The 19,636-nt window shown below is 69.3% G+C and carries 22 protein-coding genes; 7 read left to right on the plus strand and 15 right to left on the minus strand.

The window, feature by feature from the left end; translation table 11 throughout:
- Positions 1-2 precede the first annotated feature (2 nt).
- The gene (locus ACWEO7_RS12425) at positions 3-1,172 is read left to right on the plus strand and encodes a sulfotransferase family protein (RefSeq protein WP_452423042.1); all 1,170 of its coding nucleotides are present in this window, start codon (positions 3-5) and stop codon (positions 1,170-1,172) included.
- Positions 1,173-1,657: 485 nt separating this feature from the next.
- On the opposite strand, the gene ACWEO7_RS12430 is transcribed toward ACWEO7_RS12425, so the two are convergent.
- On the minus strand, positions 1,658-2,335 hold the full coding sequence (locus tag ACWEO7_RS12430) for a PaaI family thioesterase (RefSeq protein WP_452423044.1): 678 nt from the start codon (positions 2,333-2,335) through the stop codon (positions 1,658-1,660).
- A 198-nt stretch (positions 2,336-2,533) separates the two neighbouring features.
- On the opposite strand from ACWEO7_RS12430, the gene ACWEO7_RS12435 reads away from it, so the two are divergent.
- Complete coding sequence (locus ACWEO7_RS12435) at positions 2,534-3,184, plus strand: HAD family hydrolase (protein ID WP_452423046.1); 651 nt, start codon at positions 2,534-2,536, stop codon at positions 3,182-3,184.
- A 12-nt stretch (positions 3,185-3,196) separates the two neighbouring features.
- Here the strand turns inward: ACWEO7_RS12435 and ACWEO7_RS12440 are convergent, their stop codons facing one another.
- A complete protein-coding gene (locus ACWEO7_RS12440; RefSeq protein ID WP_452423048.1) occupies positions 3,197-3,790 on the minus strand; it encodes a TetR/AcrR family transcriptional regulator in 594 nt (197 codons plus the stop codon).
- A gap of 93 nt (positions 3,791-3,883) precedes the next feature.
- Here ACWEO7_RS12440 and ACWEO7_RS12445 point away from each other — a divergent pair, with 93 nt between their 5' ends.
- Complete coding sequence (locus ACWEO7_RS12445; protein WP_452423050.1) at positions 3,884-4,177, plus strand: hypothetical protein; 294 nt, start codon at positions 3,884-3,886, stop codon at positions 4,175-4,177.
- On the plus strand, positions 4,174-4,695 hold the full coding sequence (locus ACWEO7_RS12450) for a hypothetical protein (protein WP_452423051.1): 522 nt from the start codon (positions 4,174-4,176) through the stop codon (positions 4,693-4,695). Before ACWEO7_RS12445 ends, ACWEO7_RS12450 begins: the two co-directional genes overlap by 4 nt.
- Positions 4,696-4,791: 96 nt before the next feature.
- On the opposite strand, the gene ACWEO7_RS12455 is transcribed toward ACWEO7_RS12450, so the two are convergent.
- The 5 genes from ACWEO7_RS12455 to ACWEO7_RS12475 all read right to left on the minus strand — a co-directional run bounded on the left by ACWEO7_RS12455 (position 4,792) and on the right by ACWEO7_RS12475 (position 8,601).
- A complete protein-coding gene (locus ACWEO7_RS12455; RefSeq protein WP_452423053.1) occupies positions 4,792-5,289 on the minus strand; it encodes a hypothetical protein in 498 nt (165 codons plus the stop codon).
- A 94-nt stretch (positions 5,290-5,383) separates the two neighbouring features.
- Positions 5,384-6,661 carry an RNA polymerase sigma factor gene (locus ACWEO7_RS12460; protein ID WP_452423055.1) on the minus strand — a complete coding sequence of 426 codons (1,278 nt, stop codon included), beginning with the start codon at positions 6,659-6,661 and terminating at the stop codon, positions 5,384-5,386.
- Between the two features lie 13 nt (positions 6,662-6,674).
- Positions 6,675-7,025 carry a YciI family protein gene (locus tag ACWEO7_RS12465; protein ID WP_452423057.1) on the minus strand — a complete coding sequence of 117 codons (351 nt, stop codon included), beginning with the start codon at positions 7,023-7,025 and terminating at the stop codon, positions 6,675-6,677.
- Positions 7,026-7,123: 98 nt separating this feature from the next.
- Entirely contained in the window at positions 7,124-7,933 is an 810-nt protein-coding gene (locus tag ACWEO7_RS12470; RefSeq protein ID WP_452423058.1) for an ABC transporter ATP-binding protein, read from the minus strand.
- On the minus strand, positions 7,930-8,601 hold the full coding sequence (locus ACWEO7_RS12475; RefSeq protein ID WP_452423060.1) for a FadR/GntR family transcriptional regulator: 672 nt from the start codon (positions 8,599-8,601) through the stop codon (positions 7,930-7,932). The genes ACWEO7_RS12470 and ACWEO7_RS12475 overlap by 4 nt, the downstream gene beginning before the upstream one ends.
- Before the next feature lie 256 nt (positions 8,602-8,857).
- Between ACWEO7_RS12475 and ACWEO7_RS12480 the strand changes: the two genes are divergently transcribed.
- Positions 8,858-10,528, plus strand: a complete 1,671-nt coding sequence (locus tag ACWEO7_RS12480; RefSeq protein WP_452423077.1) for a 2-isopropylmalate synthase — start codon at positions 8,858-8,860, stop codon at positions 10,526-10,528.
- Positions 10,529-10,789: 261 nt separating this feature from the next.
- Here ACWEO7_RS12480 and ACWEO7_RS12485 read toward each other — a convergent pair whose 3' ends face one another.
- Entirely contained in the window at positions 10,790-11,173 is a 384-nt protein-coding gene (locus tag ACWEO7_RS12485; protein ID WP_452423061.1) for a nuclear transport factor 2 family protein, read from the minus strand.
- A gap of 88 nt (positions 11,174-11,261) precedes the next feature.
- On the opposite strand from ACWEO7_RS12485, the gene ACWEO7_RS12490 reads away from it, so the two are divergent.
- Entirely contained in the window at positions 11,262-12,047 is a 786-nt protein-coding gene (locus ACWEO7_RS12490) for a helix-turn-helix domain-containing protein (protein ID WP_452423063.1), read from the plus strand.
- Between the two features lie 15 nt (positions 12,048-12,062).
- Here ACWEO7_RS12490 and ACWEO7_RS12495 read toward each other — a convergent pair whose 3' ends face one another.
- Both ACWEO7_RS12495 and xylB read right to left on the minus strand, forming a co-directional pair.
- Positions 12,063-12,692, minus strand: a complete 630-nt coding sequence (locus tag ACWEO7_RS12495) for a maleylpyruvate isomerase family mycothiol-dependent enzyme (protein ID WP_452423065.1) — start codon at positions 12,690-12,692, stop codon at positions 12,063-12,065.
- Positions 12,693-12,834: 142 nt separating this feature from the next.
- Positions 12,835-14,244, minus strand: coding sequence for a xylulokinase (gene xylB, locus ACWEO7_RS12500; protein ID WP_452423066.1), 1,410 nt, complete (start codon positions 14,242-14,244; stop codon positions 12,835-12,837).
- A gap of 232 nt (positions 14,245-14,476) precedes the next feature.
- On the opposite strand from xylB, the gene ACWEO7_RS12505 reads away from it, so the two are divergent.
- On the plus strand, positions 14,477-14,968 hold the full coding sequence (locus ACWEO7_RS12505) for a hypothetical protein (protein WP_452423068.1): 492 nt from the start codon (positions 14,477-14,479) through the stop codon (positions 14,966-14,968).
- Here the strand turns inward: ACWEO7_RS12505 and ACWEO7_RS12510 are convergent.
- From ACWEO7_RS12510 to ACWEO7_RS12530, 5 genes are all read right to left on the minus strand, one after another.
- Complete coding sequence (locus ACWEO7_RS12510) at positions 14,959-15,981, minus strand: glycoside hydrolase family 172 protein (RefSeq protein ID WP_356969573.1); 1,023 nt, start codon at positions 15,979-15,981, stop codon at positions 14,959-14,961. The genes ACWEO7_RS12505 and ACWEO7_RS12510 overlap by 10 nt on opposite strands.
- On the minus strand, positions 15,966-16,382 hold the full coding sequence (locus ACWEO7_RS12515) for a thioredoxin family protein (RefSeq protein WP_452423070.1): 417 nt from the start codon (positions 16,380-16,382) through the stop codon (positions 15,966-15,968). Before ACWEO7_RS12515 ends, ACWEO7_RS12510 begins: the two co-directional genes overlap by 16 nt.
- Before the next feature lie 56 nt (positions 16,383-16,438).
- Entirely contained in the window at positions 16,439-17,920 is a 1,482-nt protein-coding gene (locus tag ACWEO7_RS12520) for an FGGY-family carbohydrate kinase (RefSeq protein WP_452423079.1), read from the minus strand.
- Between the two features lie 2 nt (positions 17,921-17,922).
- Positions 17,923-19,335 (minus strand): L-fucose/L-arabinose isomerase family protein, encoded by a 1,413-nt coding sequence (locus tag ACWEO7_RS12525; RefSeq protein ID WP_452423072.1) that lies wholly within the window; start codon positions 19,333-19,335, stop codon positions 17,923-17,925.
- Between the two features lie 114 nt (positions 19,336-19,449).
- The coding region (locus tag ACWEO7_RS12530) for a transposase (RefSeq protein ID WP_452423074.1) at positions 19,450-19,636 on the minus strand (187 nt) is incomplete at its 5' end.

The raw sequence follows: 19,636 nt of genomic DNA on the forward strand, positions 1-19,636 counted from the left end.
AGATGACCGTGATCGGTAGGGACGACGTCGGGACCGTCGACGATCTGCACGCCTCGGCGACCAAGGTGGTCGGGCTGGACGACTTCGGCGGCGACGACTACCGCGAAGGGCTCGAGGTGCTGCTCGAGTCCTATGCGAAGGACGCCGAACTCACGCCCTTCGGCAACAAGGTGAACCGCGCGTTCCTGCGCGGCGCGCTGATCGCCCGGCTGCTCAGCGAGGCGGCCTGGCGGCGGCATCCGGAACACGCCGACGTGGCGATCGAGCGCCCGATCTTCGTGACCGGTCTGCCGCGCTCGGGCACCACGGCGGTGCACCGCCTGCTCAACGCAGACCCGGCGCACCAAGGGCTGGAGATGTGGCTGACCGAGATGCCGCAGCCGCGCCCGCCGCGCGAGACGTGGGCGAGCAACCCGGTCTACCAGCGCCTCGCCGCCGCCTACGACAAGCACCACGTCGAACATCCGGAGTTCATGGGAGTGCACCACATCTCGGCCGACCAGGTCGAGGAGTGCTGGCAGTTGCTGCGGCAGTCGGCCATGTCGGTGTCCTACGAGTGCCTGGCCTACCTGCCCACCTACTCCGAGTGGTTGCGCGAGCGGGATTGGACATCCGCCTACCGCAGGCACCGGCGCAACCTGCAACTGATCGGGCTGCCGGACGCGGACAAGCGATGGGTGCTGAAGAACCCGAGTCACCTGTTCGCGCTGGACGCGATCTTCGAGGTCTATCCGGACGCGCTGGTCATCCAGATGCACCGCGATCCGCGCACCATCATCGCGTCGGTGTGCAGTTTGAACGAGCAGGCGTCGGCGGGCTGGTCGGAGAAGTTCCGCGGCCCGGTGGTCGGCGCGACGCAGCTGGATCTGTGGGCGCGCGGCGCGGAGCGGTTCCTCGCCGACCGCAAACGCCACGACGCGGCGCAGTTCTGCGATGTCGACTACGACGAGTTCGTCGCCGACCCGATCGGCACGGTGACGTCGATCTACCGGCACTTCGGGCTGCCGCTGACCGCCGAGGCCGAGGCGGCGATGACCGCGTTGCACGCGGAGAGCACGTCGGGGGCGGCACGCCCGGCGCACCGCTACACCCTCGCGGATTTCGGGCTGACCGCCGAGCAGGTGGACGCGCGGTTCGGCGCGTACCGGGAAGCGCACTTCCCGGGGCGGTGATCGGACGGCGCTCGCCGGTGGCACGTCGACCGGCGAGCGCCGGAACACCGCGACGGCATGTCAAGCGAGTCTGCATCGTGTGCCGGTGCGGTCGTGCCGGATTCGCGGGCGGCCCGCCTGCCTGCGCTTTTTTAGATCGACGGGAATTACTCTGGCCGACAGGGCATTCCATGCAGTCGTGCACAGTGCGCCATTCGCGAGGGCGCCCGGCGTTCGGCTCGTCGGCGGGCGATTCGGTCATCGAGGTGCGCAACCATTTCCGTGTCGGCGGAGTCGCGATCCGTCGACGCGGAAGCGTGCACCGGGGGCCAGCGCGCACGGGCGCTATGAAGGCGGCGCGAGCGTAGTGGACAAGGGAACCGGAACCCCACGTTCTCCCCAGCATTCGGTGGCCGCGCCGTGCGCGAAGCCGACGCCCCCAGCGGACTCCGGCAGGTGCGGTACCGAGGCTCGAACCGGCCGATTCTCGCCGTCGGCGCGGAGGATCAGGGCTGTCCGGGCTTCAGCACGATGAACAAGCCGTTCGCCTCCGCACACAGCCGGTCGCCGTCGTGCAGGGTGGCCCGCACATAGACCTTGCGCCCCTCCTGCCGTTCGGCCCACGCGCGCACCTTGAGTTCGGTGTTCAGCGGCGTGATGGAGCGGTAGTCGACGGTGAGCGACGCCGTTCTGGTCACCGCGCCGGAGCGCACCGCGGCCGCCATGCCGAGCAGGTCGTCGAAGGCGATGGCGATCTGACCGCCGTGGGCGGCGCTGTTGCCGCCGAGGTGGAAGGTGCGGAAGGTGAGGCGCGCGTCGACGCCGTGCTGCGGGTCGACATGGTCGATGAAGAACGGCGGCAGGGTGATGTTGCCGCGGGCGGGCAGGTCGAAGCGGGTCCAGTTGGGCGTCGACCATTCGTCCACCCGTGCGGCGTCGAGCTTGTCGTTCAGCTCCTTGAGAATGCCGATCGCTTCCACCGCCAGCTCGTCGGAGGGCGAGGCCAGGCGGACGCGGTCCATCAGGCCGCGCACCTGCTCGATGAACTGGCCGTAGTGCGGCCCGCCGCGGGAGATGTCGTCCTTGGCTGCCTCGTGGGCGGCGATCAGCTGGGTCATCGGCCGGAACCCGCCCTCGTGGTGCTCCTGACTCGGCAGCGAGTCGCCGTCCTGCGGTTCGTTCATGAGAACAAGTTATCGGTTGCCCGGTGAATGCTCGCCGCGCGGGTGCTGTGTCCGTCGTCACGAGCCGTCACCGCCTAGGCTGGTGCGCGACCGCATATCGCCTTTCCCGGGTGGTATCGGCCTGGTTCCGGCGGCCGGATACGCGTTGCGGCCGCGCTGGATCCCTGACCGCTTCGGCTGGCGAAAGGCTCTGTGCGCATGGGTATCACCGCGGTCGTGTTCGACATGGACGGCGTATTGATCGACTCCGAGCCGGTCTGGGAACTGGTGCGGCGTGGCTACGTCGCGGAGAAGGGTGGGCGATGGCTGCCCGACACCCAGCGGCGGCTGATGGGGATGAGCACCGGGGAATGGTCGGCCTATCTGAGCGACGAACTCGGGGTCGGCGAGCCTCCGGAGACCGTCGCGCGGGAGGTGATCGAGCGGATGTCCGAGCGCTACGCCGAGGGCGTGCCGGTGCTGCCGGGTGCGGTCGAGGCCGTGCAGCGGATCTGTGAGCACTGGCCGCTGGGGCTGGCCAGTTCGTCGCCGCGCGCGCTCATCGACACGGTGCTGGGCCGGACGGGTTTGATCGAGTACTTCTCCGTCACCTTCTCCACCGAGGAGGTCGATCGCGGCAAACCGGCGCCGGACGTCTACCTGACGGTCGCGACGTTCCTGCGTCAGCGGCCGAGTGACTGTGTGGCCGTCGAGGACTCGAGCAACGGCCTGCGCTCGGCCCACGCGGCCGGGATGCGGGTGATCGCGGCGCCGCGCCCGGAGTACCCGCCCGCTTCCGATGCGCTCGGCCTGGCCGCCAAGGTCATCTCCGGTCTCGATGAACTCACTCCTGGGCTGATCACCGGCTGAGCCACCGCCAGATCAGGGACGGTAAGAAGTCAGCAGGGTGCGGGCGGCGGCAGCCACGTCCTTTTCCAGCCAGGCGGGCAGCTGCGCGGCGTGGGCGTGGCGGCGCAGCGCCGCATAGGGCAGGTCGACGATCGCGCGGCTGACCGCATCGATCTCTCGCTCGTCGTTCCTCCCGAACAGGGCGCGCGCGATGCGGCGCAGATGCTCGATCAGCGGCGCGTTCATCTCGGCCAGGGTCGCGCGGAACTCGGCGTCCGGCTCGCCGTCGAGCAGATCGCTGGGACGCAGCTCTAGCAGGAGCTTGGCGTCCTGGGGGAGTTCGCGGCCGAACCGCAAGGCGGCGCGCACCATCCCGACGCCCGCCTCCACCGGATCCGGCTGGTCGGCGGCGGCGAGGGTGCCGTCCTGGAAACGGCGCAGCGCGCGCAGCCACGCCGCGGTGAGCACACCGTTGCGGTTGCCGAAGCGGTGATACAGGGTGCCGACCGGAGCGCCACTGGCCTCGGCGATGGCCGACACGCTGGCCGCGCGGGGCCCTTCGGCGAGGACCAGCGCGCGTGCTGCGTCGAGGATCACGTCGCTGTCGTGCTTGCGGGGCGGCGCCATGTACTAGTACGTTCCTTCTATATGGAGCGATTGTCCTATATTGACGAGCATGCCAGATCGGTCGACGCGAATCGCGACCGGGCGTGGCAAGCGATGCTGAGAGTCGTCTGTCGCGACCCGCACGAGCCGTCGCCGCCCACCGGGTTCGTCGTCGATTCCGTCGCGGAACCGCACCGTTTGGCGCTACGCGGCCAGCACTGGTTCTCGAAATACGCGCTGATCTTCGAATTGGACGAGGAGGGCCCGGGCCGGACTCGCGTCCGCGCGCGTAGTTACGGCGACTTTCCCGGCCTGCGCGGCCGGATCTATCGTGCGCTGGTCGTGGGGACGGGTGGCCACCGATTGGCGGTGCGTCAGATGCTGCGCAGGATCGCGGCGGCGGCATGATCCCGGGGACCGTGTGGGGCGCCACCGAAGCCGAACGCGAGGCTCCCTTGCCGTGCGACGACCGGCTACCCGGCGGCCTCCAGGCCGATCGCGCGATCAGCGTCGACGCGCCGCCCGCTCTCGTCTACGCCTGGCTGTGCCAGTTGCGCGTCGCGCCCTACAGCTACGACCTGCTGGACAACTTCGGCAAACGCAGCCCGCGCCGGCGCGACCCGATGCTCACCGAACTGGCGGTCGGTCAACGGTTCATGTCCCAATTCGAGCTGGTCTCCTTCGTCTTGGGCAGGCACATCACGCTGGTTTCGGGCAAGGTGTGCGTCACCTACGCGGTGCGACCAGAAGGCGCGGGAACTCGCCTCCAGGTCCGGATACGCTGCGGCGCGCCCAGACTCGTCGCGATGGCATTGGCCCTCGGCGACCTGCTCATGATGCGTAAGCAACTGCTGACGCTGAAGGAACTCGCCGAAGCCGAATACCACTCCGCCCCAGCGGATTCCCCGGGGCCGCCGGAACGGTGACGGCCGCGAGGTGCCCGACGCGACGACGGTAGCGCGATCCTGGTGGTGGGGGAGACGTGCATATGGAGGTCATCCGCACGAGCGAAGGGGTGAGGTTCAGGAAAGGCGCTCGACCAAATCGAACTTGCGTTGTTCATAGCCTTTCGGCACGGTGTCGCGGACCGAGATCAGGGCGTGTGCCCATGCGCCGAGCAGGGTGTGGTCGCCCACCGTGCGGCCGGGATCCGGAGTGGGTTCGGCGGTGAGCAAGGGGAGTGGGTGGATGCGGTGACGGGCCTCGTTCTCCAGTACTGTCGCTTTGTCCACGAAGATCCGCAGGTCGTGATTGAGCAGATAGCGGCCGACGGCGCCGTGTTCCGGCGGCAGCAGTGCGGCGACCGAACCTGCTGTGCGGTAGAGGTTTTCGCCGAGTGGGGGTCGTTGCGCATCCCGTCCCGCCCAGGTGACCCGAGCTGGTTCGGTGAGCAGTCGCTCGATGCCTTGGACGAGGTGGTGGCCGATCCTGGCATGTTCCATGAGCCGCGGGCCCGCGTCCACGTAGCCGAGTAGGCGGTGGTCGCCGGTGCGGAGTACTGCTCGATAGAGCTGCCACACGTAGTCGTATTCCCTTCGGTGGTAATCGATTTCGTTGCATGTTCACACGCGTTTGCGGTGTGGCGATTACAGCGGCGTTACCACCGTGGTGCGGTCAATCGGCCTGCGCGCAGGCGACCGCCCGGTCGAGCAGGAGTGCCTGCTCGGAAGTATTGCCCGTCAGTTCCGCCGCGCGCGTGAATTCGGCGCGGGCGTGCGCATACCGGCCCAGCTGGGCGAGCAGGTCGCCGCGCACGGCGTAGCGCAGGTGGTAGTCGGTGAGGGCGCCCGCGGCGACGAGCGCGTCCACCAGCTCGAGCCCCGCGGCGGGGCCGTGCACCTTGCTCACCGCGACCGCGCGATTCAGCTCCACGACGGGGGAGGGGAAGCGTTGCGCCAGAACGGCGTACAGTCCGGCGATGCGCCGCCAATCGGTCTCTGCCGGCGTCGCCGCCATCGCGTGCACCGCGGCGATCGCGGCTTGCAGCGCGTACCGTCCCGGCGGCAGGCCGCGCTCGTATGCCGCACCGTTCGCCCGCCCGAGGGCGGCCAGCCCGCGCCGGATCAGCAGGCGATCCCACCGTGCGCGGTCCTGGTCGTCGAGCAGCACCACCTCTTCGCCGGTTCCGGTGCGCGCGGGCAGCCGGGACGCCTGTAGCTCCAGCAACGCGACCAGGCCGTGCGTCTCCGGCTCGGCGGGCAACAACTCGCCGAGCATGCGGGCCAGGCGCAGCGCGTCCTGGCACAGTTCCTCGCGGACCCAGTCCTCGCCCGCCGTCGCCGCGTAGCCTTCGTTGAAGATCAGGTAGACCACGGCCAGCACCGAGGCCAACCGATCGGCCAGCTGGGCGCCGCGTGGCACCGTGTAGGGGACCCGCTTGTCGGCGATGGTGCGTTTCGCGCGCACGATCCGTTGCGCCACGGTCGATTCCGGCACGACGAACGCCCGGGCGATCTCCTGGGTGGTCAGCCCGCCGAGCAGCCGCAGGGTGAGCGCGACGCGGGCCGGTTCGGTGAGCACCGGGTGACAGGCGGTGAACATCATCCGCAGCAGGTCGTCCTCGACCAGGTCGTCGTTCGTATCGGGCGGCGGCTGCTCGGTCACGAGATCGCGACCGAGCAGCTCCAGCTTGCGGGCAAAGGTGCGGTTGCGCCGCACCCGATCGATCGCCCGGTGTTTGGCGGTGAGCATGAGCCAGCCGCCCGGGTTCGGCGGCACGCCGTCGCGCGGCCACTGCTCCAACGCCGCGACCAACGCGTCCTGCGCCAGCTCCTCGGCGGCGCCGATATCGCCGACCACCCGGGTGAGCCCGGCGACCAACCGGGGCCATTCCATCCGGGTCACGGCTTCGGCGGCGCGTCGCGCCGAATCCGCGGACGGCTGCCCGCTCATCCGCCGTGCCCGCTCAGGAAGGGTCGGCGATCTGCCGCACCTCGACCTCGATGTCCCATTCGGGTCCGTGCACGGCGAGGAAACGAGAAGTCCATTCCACCGCCTCTTCCTTCGACTTGACCTGCAGAATGCAGTATCCGCCGATGATCTCCTTGGATTCGGTGAACGGTCCGTCCAGCACGGTCTGCTTGCCGCCGGACTGGGTGACCCTGGTGGCTTCGGTGATCGCGTGCAGGCCGTTGGTGTCCAGCAGCACCCCCGCCTTGGTCATCTCCTCGATCACCTTGCTCACCTGTTCGCGCAGCGCTTCGTCCGGCTCCGGAGAGGTGGCGGGGTCCAGGCGGATGAGCATCATGTATCGCATCTCGGCATCCTCGGTCGATGTGGCGTCAGGATCGGTCGATCCCCACATCACTGCATCGAACGACTGCCGCCGCAATCGACATGCCGAGCCGATTTTTTCTAGTGCGTCGGCCACGCGATGGGTTTGCGGGCCGCTCGTGCGGTCCAACGGCCGTCGTCGTGGCGGACTTCCACCGGGTGTGCGAAGGCGGCGGTGACGTTCTCGGTGGTGATCGTCTCCAGGGCGGGGCCCGCCGCGACGGCGTGACCGCCCGCGATGAGCAACGCGTGCGTCGTCGTGCTCGGCAGCTCTTCCAGGTGGTGGGTGACCAGGATGGAGGCGACGTCGGGGTGGGTACGGTCCAGGGTGTCGAGAGTGTCCAGCAACTGCTCGCGCGCGGCGACGTCCAAGCCGGTGGACGGTTCGTCGAACAGCAGTAGCCGTGGCTCGGCGATCAGCGCTCGGGCGATGAGGGTGCGGCCGCGCTCGCCCTGGCTCAGCGTGGGCCAGATCTCCGTCGCCTTCCCGGTCAGGCCAACGGTGTCGATCATCGCGTCGGCTCGGTCGAGCTGGTCGGCTGTCGGTGTCCAGCGCATGGGAGTGTCGATCGTCGCGGTCAGGCCGGTCAGCACGACCTCGCGGATGGTCAGCGGAGAGCGCAACGGGTGGCGTGGGTTCACCTGGCCGATGCCGCGGCGAAGCTGCTGCAATTCGACGCGGCCGAGTTCCGCGCCGAGCACACGGACCGAACCCGACGTGGGGAAGGTGACCGCGCCGCAGAAGCCGAGCAGGGTGCTCTTTCCCGCGCCGTTCGGACCGAGCAGCGCCCAGCGTTCGCCCGCGCGCACGGTCAGCGAGATCCCGCCGATGATCTTCTTGCCCTCGCGGCGGAAGGTCACGTCGGTCAGTTCCAGCACCGGTTCGGTCACGTGAAAGCCTCTTTCAGAGTGGTCAGGTGGGTGCGGCTGTACTCCGCCGCGGCGGCCGGGTCGCGCGCGGCGATGGCGTCGGCCAGCCGCTGGTGCGCGACGTGATCCACGGACTCCGACGGCACCGGGCAGATCTTCAGCATGTCGATCATCGCCAGCCGCAACCGGGGCAGGAAGCTGTCGAACAACTGGGTCAGCACGTCGTTGTGGGCGGCCACGATGACCGCTCGGTGGAACGCCATATCGGCGTCGACGTGCTCGGCCACCGGTTCGCCGTGTGCTTCGCGCGCGGCCAGCGCCCGGCGGATCATGCGCAGGTCGGCGGGGGTGCGCCGCTGGGCGGCCAGTGCGGCGGCCTCGGCCTCGATCGCGATGCGCGCCTCGATCACCGAGGCGATGGTGGCGCGGCGCAACACGGCGTCCCATTCCTCGGTCGCCTCGAGCGCGGTGACGAAAACGCCCGCGCCCTGCCTGCTGTCCAGGACGCCTTTACCGGCGAGCTCGCGGATCGCCTCCCGCAGCGTCGAGCGTCCGACGCCGAGCTGTGCGGCCAGGGCGGTCTCACCGGGCAGGCGGTGACCGAGCGGCCATTCGCCCGCCTGGATGCGGGCGAGCAGCACTTCGGCCGCCTGCGCGGCCAGTGGATGGCGCCGTACCTGGGAGATCATTCACTACCTCTCTACTTGTCTGAGGAGTCGTGTACAGTCTAGCCATCATGCGCACCATGCTTCTGCTTAGCCGCCACGGCGGGGCCTGAACGACCGGCCGCCCGCCGTGGGGCTTCGTCGTGGCCGGTCACCCTTGTCGTGACGGCCACAATGGCCAGGAGGCAGACCCATGACCACCGCATTCCCCACCATCCACACGCCTGCGGGGCAGGTGCCCGATCAGGCTCCGGCGTGGAATCGCCAGCGGCGCTCGCAAATGCCGTCGCACCGCTATCGTGACATCCATCGACGCGTGGAAGTACCGCTCAGGCAACGGAAGTGGCCCGACGCCCGGCTCACACAGGCGCCTCTGTGGGTGCCGGTCGATCTGCGCGACGGCAATCAGGCACTCGCCGAGCCGATGGACCCGGCGCGCAAACGGCGCTTCTTCGAGCTCTTGGTCGCCATGGGGTACAAGGAGATCGAGGTCGGTTACCCGTCGGCGTCCCAGACCGACTTCGACTTCGTTCGGCTCATCGCCGAGGAGGATCTCGCGCCAGAGGACGTGACGATCGCCGTCTTCACCCCGGCGCGCCGCGATCTCATCGAGCGCACCGTCGCATCGATCCGCGGCATCCCCAACGACGTCGTGATCCACATGTACACCGCGACGGCTCCCGCGTGGCGGGACATCGTGCTCGGCAAGGACCGCGCGGCGCTGCGCGAGCTGATCCTCGACGGCGGGCGCGCCGTGCTGGACTGCGCCGGGGACCTGCCGAACGTGCGGTTCGAGTTCTCGCCCGAGGTGTTCAACCTGACCGAGCCCGACTACGTCCTCGAGATCTGCGACCGGATGACGACATTGTGGGACGCCACACCGCGGCGGCCGGTCATCCTGAACCTGCCCGCCACCGTCGAAGTCGCCACCCCGAACGTCTACGCCGACCAAATCGAATACATGCACCGCAATCTGGCTCGCCGCGACAGCGTCATCCTGTCGGTGCACCCGCACAACGATCGCGGCACCGGCGTCGCGTGTGCCGAGCTGGCGGTACTCGCGGGCGCGCAACGCGTCGAGGGCTGCGTCTTCGGCAACGGTGAGCGCACCGGCAACGTCGACATCGCCACGCTGGCGCTGAATCTGCACGCGCAGGGCATCGATCCGATGATCGACTTCTCCGACATCGACGAGATCCGCCGCACCGTCGAATACTGCACGCGCATGCCGATCCACGAACGGCACCCATATGTCGGCGATCTGGTGCACACCGCGTTCTCCGGGACTCATCAGGACGCGATCAAGAAGGGCATGGCCGAGCATCGCACCCGGGCCGCCGCGACGGGCATTCCCGAGCGCGCGGCCGACTGGCACGTGCCGTATCTGCCCATCGATCCCGCCGACCTCGGCCGCAGCTACGACGCGGTGATCCGGGTCAATTCCCAATCCGGCAAGGGTGGCATCGCCTACCTGCTGCACACCGAATACGGCATGGACCTGCCGCGACGCCTGCAGATCGATTTCGCCGGGCACGTGCAGGCGCTCGCCGACGACACCGGCGTCGAGATCAGCGCCGCCGAACTGCGTGACCTGTTCGAGGAGATCTACTGCGACGACCCGTCGGGGCCGGCCGTGAAGGACTGGCGCACCAGCGGCGACGGCGCCGAAGCGGACACCGAGATCACACTGATCGTCGACGGCGTCACCCACCGTACGCGGCGCGGCGGCGGCCCGGTCGCGGCGCTCACCGAGGCACTGGCCGAGGCGGGGTATCGCGTAGAGGTGCTCGGCCTGACCCAGCAGATGACGGACCGAGACGACAGCGCCATCGCCTACCTGGAATACCGCAGCGGCGAACACCGCGGTTGGTCCTGCGGCCGAGCCGATTCCGCGCAGGCGGCGGCATTCGCCGCGATCCTGCGCGCTGCCGGACGCTCGGCCCGGCGGTGATCATCTGGCACCCGCTCTCGCGCTGACCGACTCGTGGCGCGACGGCAGGTCGCGGCTGGTGCGCGGATCACGCGCGTACCGCCGACGATCCGATCGGGTACTCGGGCCCCGGTACCCGATCGGATGCGGGCGCCGCACGGCAGGTGACGGTCAGGCCCCGGTGAAACCGTCGATTCGCTCGCGCGCCAGGTCGGGCGCGGTCCACGTCACGGGCTCGACCCTATCCCCGCCCGCGTTCCCCGGAGAACCGACTTTTTCCGGTCAGAACATGCCGTGCGGTATCTGTGCGGGCTCGGGCACCGTTTGCACGACGTCCCAGTGCTCCACGATCTTTCCGTCGGTCACCCGCCAGATGTCGACCACAGCCAGGTCGGGCTCTTCTTCGCCCGGCGGGATCATGCGGTAGTGCATGACGACGTATTCGTCGTCGGCGATCACCCGCGCCAGCTCCAGCTTCGACCCGGCCACCGGTGCCTGTGCGATGAACTCGATGAAAGCGTCCTTCCCGGAGGGATTGCCGGGGCTGTGCTCGAGGAAGTCGTCGTGCAACAGAGTGCGCAGCACGTCGACGTTGCCCGCCGCGAACTCCGTGAAGCCGTTCAGGAGCAGTTCTCTGTTGCGCGCTGCCGCGCTGTCGTTCGTCATGCCGACGAGACTGGCAGCGAGCGAACCGGGGTGTCGATTACCCGCGATGTAATGGCGGGCATGACCCGGGCGTCGTGATACTGGGCCGATGAACGGTGATCGACCGGTCGGCGAGCTGCTGCGAGAGTGGCGGCACCGGCGGAAGCTGAGCCAGCTGGACTTGGCCATCCAAGCCGACGTGTCCGCCCGGCATGTCAGTTTCGTCGAGACCGGCCGCACGACGCCCAGCCGAGCCATGGTGCTGCACCTGGCCGAACAGCTCGAGATTCCGCTTCGCGAACGCAACCGTGCGCTGATCGCCGCCGGACACGCTCCCGAGTTCCGGCGCAGCGACTGGAACGACCCCGCGCTGCGGCGTGCCCGCGACGCGGTGCAGCGGGTACTGCGGCTGCACGAACCGTATCCGGCGCTGGCGGTGGACCGGCGCTGGAATCTGGTGCAGGCCAACGACTGTGTGGGCGTGTTCTTCGAGGGTGTGGATCCGCGGCTGCTCGAACCGCCGATCAACATGATGCGGCTCGGCCTGCACCCGGCGGGCTTCGCCTCCCGGCTGCGCAACCTCGAGCAGGTCCGCGCTTTCCTGCTGCCCCGCTTGGCGCGGCAGGTGATGGCGACCGGAGATCCCGAACTGGCTGCGCTGCACGAGGAACTGCGCTCCTACGGCTCGCCGGGCGTCGCGGACAGTGACATCGCGGATATTCTGCTGCCGATCCGACTGCGCCACCGCGACACGGAACTCGCGTTCTTCAGCACGATCACGACCTTCGGCGCGGCCTTCGACATCACGCTCGATGAAGTCGCGGTCGAAGCGTACTTCCCTGCCGACGACGAAACGGCTGCCTACCTGCGTGCGTGCGCCGAAACCGGGGGGTGAGCGACGGGCGTCGGGTCAGTCGCGTTCGGTGAATCGCTCCGCGGGTTCGCCGCTGAGGTGCCCGGCGGGCAGCTTGCGGCCGCAGAGGACGAGCAGCAGGTCCTGGGCACGCCCCGATAGCACCGTCCCGGACCCGTAGCTGAAGTCCAGGTCGTCGGCGCGCAGTTCGATGCCGCCGAGTTTGGCGCCGAACAGCTTGACGGTCCTGGGGTCGATCGTGTCCAGCACCAAGCGCATCCGGTCTTCGGGCACCAAGCGGTCCAGGCCAAGGGCAACGGTGATGTCCAGCCCGTGGATCACATCGTGGCTCAACGCGTTGGAGAGCCCGCCGCCCGGCGGGCGCCAGGGATGATCGACGTTGTCCCACAGGGATTTCAGCAGATCCGAGGTGCTCAGCGTGGCGGCGTCCATCCTGGCGGTGCGGTCGGCCAAGCGGTTGAAGTTCCCGAACGCCGCGACCATCCCCAGCGCCAGGCGCGCGCTCGACAGGCGATACGGCATGGTGATGTGCGCGACCACTTCGCGTACCCGCCAGCCCGCGCAGAGGGTCGGCGAGTCCCAGCCCCCGGCGTCCAGTCCGGCCAGGAGTTCGGCGAGTTCGGTTCGTTCCGCCGTCACCGCCCTTCGCACCTGGGTATCGATCATTCGTCCACCTCTCTTCGACGAGGTGATCCAACCCCTCCGGCCGTCGAGGCGCCACCCGGCGACGAAAATCGGCCACCCGCAGAGCGGAAACAGGGTGCTTCCAGATTCGCTGCGCACGCCGAGACCGCGGTGAAGACAGTGGTCAGCCGTAGAGCGCCTGACGGGTTCTCCGATACGCGGCCCGGATGTCCCGTCCGGTCGCGGTGTCGGCCGGTGGCGGAATCTCCGCGACCGAGCATGCGGGCCAGGACGGCGGCCGGGACGTGCCGCTGAGCGCCCATGCCGCTTGCCTGGCAGCGCCGAGCGCCACGTACTCGGCCGGTTCCGGCACCGTCACCGTGACGCCGAAGACCTGCGCGGCGATCGCCGCCACCAGCCGAGAGCGCGCCGCGCCGCCGATGAGCAGCACGCGCCGCGGCGAGACCCCGCCGATCTCGGTGAGGTGGTCGAGCGCGTCGGCGAGATGACACAGCAGAGCCTCGAAGGCGGCGCGGGCCACCGTGCCGGGTCGCATCGCCTCCGGCCGCAACCCGTGCAGGCTACCCGCGGCGTGCGGCAGGTTGGGCGTGCGTTCACCGGCGAGATACGGCAGCATGACCACGCCGTCCGCGGCCGGCGGCTCCTGCGCGGCCAGCGATTCCAGCGTCGGCAGATCCACGCCGAGCAGATCGGCGGTCGAGGTGAGGATGCGGGCGGCGTTGAGCGTGCAGACCAGCGGTAGGAACGCGCCGGTGGCATCCGCGAAACCGGACACCGCGCCGGTCGCGTCGGCGGCCGGGCGGTCGGTGCGAGCGTATGCCGTTCCGCTGGTACCGAGGGAGACCACCACATCGCCGTCAGTGATGCCCAAGCCGAGCGCGGCCCCGGCGTTGTCCCCCGTGCCGGCGGCGACCAGTGCGCCCGACGGTGTGTGCCCGGCGAGCTGGTCCGGGCCGAGGACCCGGGGCAGGCCCGGGTGGCGCCCACGAAAAGCCATGGCGAGCAGGTCTTCGCGATAGTCTCCGTCGGCTGGTGACCAATAACCGGTGCCGGAAGCATCGCCCCGGTCGGTGGTCGGCTCGAGCATGCGTCCCGGCCCGCCGCCGCGTAGTCGCCAGGTCAGGTAGTCGTGTGGCAGCACGACGTGCGCGGTGTTGTCGGCGAGTTCCGGCTCGTGGTCGGCCAGCCAGCGCAGTTTGGCGACGGTCAGGCCTGCCACCGGTACGTTACCGACCGCATCGGCCCATGCCCGCGGGCCACCCAGGTCGGCGATCAGTTCCTTCGCCGCGTCGGCGGAGCGGACGTCGTTCCACAGCAGCGCGTCCCGCACCGGAACACCCGCCGCGTCCAATGGGACCAAGCCCTGTTGCTGTCCCGCGACGGCTATCGCGTCGACGTCGTCGAGCAATCCCGCACTCGCCGTCTGTAGCGCCTCCCACCACGCGGCCGGGGCGACCTCGGTCCCCTCCGGGTGCGTGGCCCGGCCCTGAGCGAGAATCTCACCGCTGTCGGCGTCGCAGACCACGACCTTGCACGCCTGGGTGGAACTGTCGACTCCCGCCACCGTCGTCATGGCGCCTGCCCCGATCGAAGCCCGCTCGCGTCGACACCGCCCCCGTCGCACAGCGGACGCGGGCGGATCGACACCTCGGAGGAAACCGGTCGCATTTCGAGGACGAGCCCGTCGCGCGATCCGGCGAATCGTCCGATCGTCTGGAGCACACCCATACCGACCACCTTGCACCTCGCCGCCCCGCACCGGAGCATTTCGGGTATTCCGCCGCCGTATCGGGCAGACTGTCGCGATGAGCATCGACCCCACCGACGTGCGCATCCGCACGGGAGACGGGACGCAGCTGCCGGAACTGACCGAGGAGGCGCTCGGCGACCTGCTCGGCGAACCGGCCGGGCCGGAAGACGCCGTGCTCGAACTCAGCCGTGCCGACCTGCACGAGATCCGGGCCAGGTTGCTGCCCGACGGTGTCTACGAGCTGGAGCACCGGGCCGGGTCGGCGACCGAGTCGTTCCAGGTGTACACCTCCGACCCGGTGCTGGTGCGTGATGTGCTGTGGGCCTGGCTCTGCGACGATCCGTGGTGGCGCGACTCGGTCGCGTGGTTTCCCGTCGACCCGGCGATCGCCGAGCTGCGCGCCGTGCAGGACGAACTCACCGGCCTGCTGGACGGCCTGACCGTGATGGACGATCTCACCGCGGGCATGGACGCGGCGCTGGCGCGCGCCGACGAACTGCTGGCGTCGGAGCTTCCGCCGGATGCCGACGACCCCGCTCAGGCCTGATACCACCAGGCGGTGGTCGCCACGTCGGCGTCCTCCAGCGGGAGATAGGTCTCGGCGTCCTGCCATCCGAGGGCTTGGACAGTGACGCGTAGTTCGCGGTCGAAACAGATCGGATCGCGCACATGCCAGCGGTACATGCCGAAGCGCTGATCCGCTCGATAGATTTCCTCCGGCGGCAGCACTTGATGCAGCCCGAGATAGGGCGTGGAATATGTCCGGTATGTCCCGTCGAGATCGAAATTCCAGGCGCCGCCGAAATAGTCTTCGGTCCCCGTCCCGCAAATGGTCGGATGCTCGGTGTCCCCGTCGAGGAAGAACTTGACCTCGCCCTCGCCCCACCATCCCGGCGCGCCCGGGCGGATGGCGAGGTAGGTGCCGACGTAGCGGCCCGGTCCCGGCACCGTGTCGAGCACGGTGTGGACGGCAGGGTTCCCCAGGCCGGTGGTCCGCGTCCATCGGGTGTGCAGATACCCCGCTTCGTCCGGTACGTCCTCTTCGGTATAAGTCGCCTGGTAGTACACCGGAACCTCGCGGCCGCAGTGGTTTTCGAGCGTGATGCGAGCGCGGTGCCGAAACGGCATGGGCCAGTAGCTGTTCAATCCACCCGCGGGCGCGACGACCACCATCTCCGAACTCAGCAGGGCGGTCTCGCCCCATCCGTTGCAGAAGAAGTCGCCGAGGGGCGAGGAGATCGCGGGCCGTGCCGCGTCGTCCCAGGTCATCCGCAGCGTCAGCCCGCGAAGGACGGAACGCTCGGTGGTCAACCAGAAATGCCGGAAAACGCCGGGACCGGATACGTCCGCCAGCGTGGCGGTTTCGCCGTGGGCGAGCGCGATCGAGGGGGAGATCTTCCATCCCGCCCCGAGCAGCCGTGCCGCGTGCGCTCCGGTGCCGTCGGTCGCCCGCGCGCCCGCGCCGGGCGCCCCCGTCGGATTCTCGGCGCTGACCGACCGCGTTCGCGTGCCGTCCAGCCGCCACAGTTCACCGCCCGGCGCGGTCACAGTCCCGGCCACCCGTAACGGGGTGCGGTCGGCGCGAGTCCGGCCCGGTGCGCCGTGGCGGCCCCGCCGGTCGCGGCCAGCTGCCGGGTGTCGGTCTGCTGGGCGAGTTCCCGGCGGAACTGGTCCATGTCCAGCCAGAGGATCTGCGGTACAAGGTCTTCCAGCGCGCCCGAGGCGACGTGCCAGAACGCCATCACCGTCGGATACTGCGTCACCTGGGCGGCAGCGGTCAACGCGACCTCGGCTTCGGTATCGATCTTGCCGTGCCCGATCTGCGGATGCCGCTGCGACGACGCTTCGCACACCGGAGCGAGACACGGCCCACACCAACCGGCCCACCAGTCCACCAGCACGATCGGATGCGACGTGACGACGGAGTCGAAATCGTCCTGGGTCAAGGTGATCGTGGGCATGGAATCCTCGTATCGTTCCGCGGAGCAACTTTGCATCGTCGCACGGATATTCGCGATCAGGAAGCCGCCCCGGCGCGGTGCTGTTCGGCCGCGAGGAAATGGGCGATATTCGTCGTCCGATCGTACAGATCGCGGTAGTGCCGGTAGTACTCGTCGTAGATCGCGACACTTTCGGGTCGCGGTCGCACGGTGTCGACGACGGGATTCCACCCGGAGGTGTCGACCCCGGCGGCCTCGGCCGCGAGCAGGGCGTCGCCGAGGCTCGCCCCCACGGTGTCGGCGGGCAATTGCTGCGGCAGCCCGGTGACATCAGAGACGATCCGGGTCCACAGCCCGCCTCTGGTGCCGCCGCCCACCGCGACCAGACGCCCCGCCTGCCCGCCCGCTTCGGTCATGGCCTCGAGGTTGTGGCGCACTCCGTAGGCGATGCCCTCCAGAACCGCGCGGTAGAGCTCGGCCCGTCCGTGCCCGAGGGTCAATCCCGCGACGATGCCGCGCGCGTCCGGATCGAACAAGGGCGTGCGTTCCCCGGCGAAATAGGGCAGTGCGAGCAACCCCCTGCTCCCCGCGGGCACCTCCGCTGCCGCGGCGACCAAGTCGGTGAACTCGCCACCCACGAGCTTGCGCAGCCAGTCGGTGACCGCGCCGGAGGTGGCCATGCCCGCGGCGAGGGTATACGTGTCCGGCCAGGTGCCGCAGGTGCCCCAGAGGCCGGGATGCGGGCGCGGGTCGGTGAGCACCTGCACCAGGAACATGGTGGTGCCGTACATGATCATCGCGTCGCCCGGAGCGCGGACGCCGACGCTGGCCGCCTCGGCCCAGGCATCGATGGTCCCCGTGGTGACGGGCAGCCCCGACGGAAGTCCGGTCGCGACCGCCGCGTCCGCGCTCACCCGGCCCACGATCTCGGTGGGCCAGGCCAGCTCCGGCAGCCGCCAGCCGGGCACGATCCGCTCGGCCCAGTCGTTCGCCCACGCACGTTCGCGCAGGTCGTAGAGGGGCACGCACTGACTGGCCGATTGGTGGTCGAGAACGTACCGGCCGGTGAGCCGGTGCACCAGGAAAGAACTCGCCATCAGCAGCATCGCGGTGCGTGCGGCGACATCCGGCTCGTGCCGGGACAGCCACCGGGCTTTCGGGCCGACAGCCTGGCTGGTCAGCGGCGATCCGGCGCGGTCGAGCACGGCCCGCGCGCCGAATTCGTCGTTCAATTCCGCAATCTCGACGCTCGCCCTGGTGTCGACGCCGTAGAGGATGGCCGGGCGCAATGGCCTGCCCTCCGCGTCGGCGGGCAACAGGCACGGGCCGATACCCGACACCGCGAGTCCCTCGATCGCGGCGCCGCCTGCCGCCGCCACCAGCTCACGGGCGAGTGCGAGAAAATCCGCCCACCACACCTTCTCCGCGTCGTGCTCGACCCAGCCGGGGTGCGGCATGGATACCTCATGCGCCCGCTCGGCCCTGGCGATGACCGTGCCGCGCGCGTCGGTGAGCACGCCCTTCGAACTCGAGGTCCCGATGTCGATACCGAGAAACATCGTCACCGCGTGAACTCGTCCACCGTGACGTCGAGCAATTCGCACGTCGCGCGCACGGCTTCGCGGTGGTCGCCGGGCACCGCGTGAATGTGGTTGGCGCCGAAGCGGTTCAGGAAATCCTCGGCGCGCGCGTCCAGCCGGGCGAACGCGTGCGGCCATTCCCGGGTCGACTGCTTCATCAGGGCTTCGTTGGTCTGCTCGTCGTATTCCTCGAATTCGCCGAGCATCAACTGCATGCGGTAGTCGCCGTCGAGCCGGGTGAGCCGGGCGAGAGTCATCCGGCCCGGCGCGGCCAGATGATGCACCGAGGCGCCGCCCGCGGGAAAGAAGAACACCTCCGGGTACAAGTGCACCTTCGCCAGGTTCTCCGCCGGATCGTCGCTGCGAGCGGCGAACCAGGTGGCGTGCTGGCCGGAATTGCAGAGATCCCAGATGTCCCGATCGGCGTGATAGTGCCGGACGTCGGCGAACAGCACCGGGCTGCCCGCGATCCCTTTGAGCAGCTGCATGGTCAGCGCGCCGTCCATGTCCGCCTCGGTCGCGCAGACGTGCGGCTCCTTCGGTCCGTTCCAGTCGTACGGATCGTTGAGGAAGGCCTCGGTGACATCCATGGTGGCGAAATACTGGGTGAGCTCGGGCTGCCCCTTGATCCCCGAGAAGTCCAGGCGCCACTCGTCGATCAGCTCGCGCACCGCCAGATACGAGCGGATCTGACGTTCCAGCAGTTGCGGGGTGAGCTTGGCGCCGTCGTAGTGCACGCCCGCGGTGTTGCGCTCCAGCCACTCGCGCGCGGCCTTCGCCTCGCCCGCGTCGGCCAGTTCCGCGCGCCGCACGATCTCCCACTGATCGATTTCCTCGACGTCGATACCGAATAGGCGCTGCCACTGATCGGTGTTGGCGACCGCGGTGTTCATGCCCATCGGCCGCCCGCCGAAGCGCCCGAACGTCGAACCGCGCAGGCTCGCCACGGCTGCCGCGGCCCGCGCGCGCACGCCGATCGCGTCGATGAGTTCGGGATCGGACGGATCACCCCACAGCCTGCTGTGCCGACGTCCGATCTGATCCAGCGCACCTCCGGCGGCGAGCATGCCCACCATTCCCGGCTGGACCGGGTCGATATTCGACAGCAACAGCAGCGGCCCCGGAATCGCGCCCGCCGCCAGCATGGTGAAATGCGGGAACGCCCAGACCGCGTAATGCAGGACGGTGAGATCGACGCCCGCCGCGGCGACCGTGCGCGCCACCGCACCGGCCGACGCGTTGTCGCTGATCGGCGCCGCGCCACGGACCACATCGTGGCCGGCGTCCGCGAGCGCGGCCACCAGCCGGTCCTCGGTGGAGACGATGAAATCGGCGATGCCCGCATGCACATAGTCGCGGCCATCGGAGATGCTGATGATGCCGATACGGGCCATGCCGGTCCCTCCCGTAGGTGGGTGATCGGAAAGTTCGACTCGCTCAAGAGATACCAGCCGCGACCGCGCCCGGAGACGCGTTTCGCCGAAATGGCGCTTCGGACCGCTTAGAACTCAGTTCAGAATGAGTTTGCGGAGGCATATGACGGCGCAGGCGAGGCTGAGTAGGGCTTGGTGGATGTCGGCGCGGCGTTCGTAGCGGATGCGTAGGCGTTTGAAGGCGTGCAGCCATGCGAGGCTGCGTTCGACCGGCCAGCGGACGGTACCCAGTCCGGAGCCGTGGGCGACGCCGCGCCGGGCG

It is taken from the genome of Nocardia sp. NPDC004260 (genome assembly GCF_053603155.1).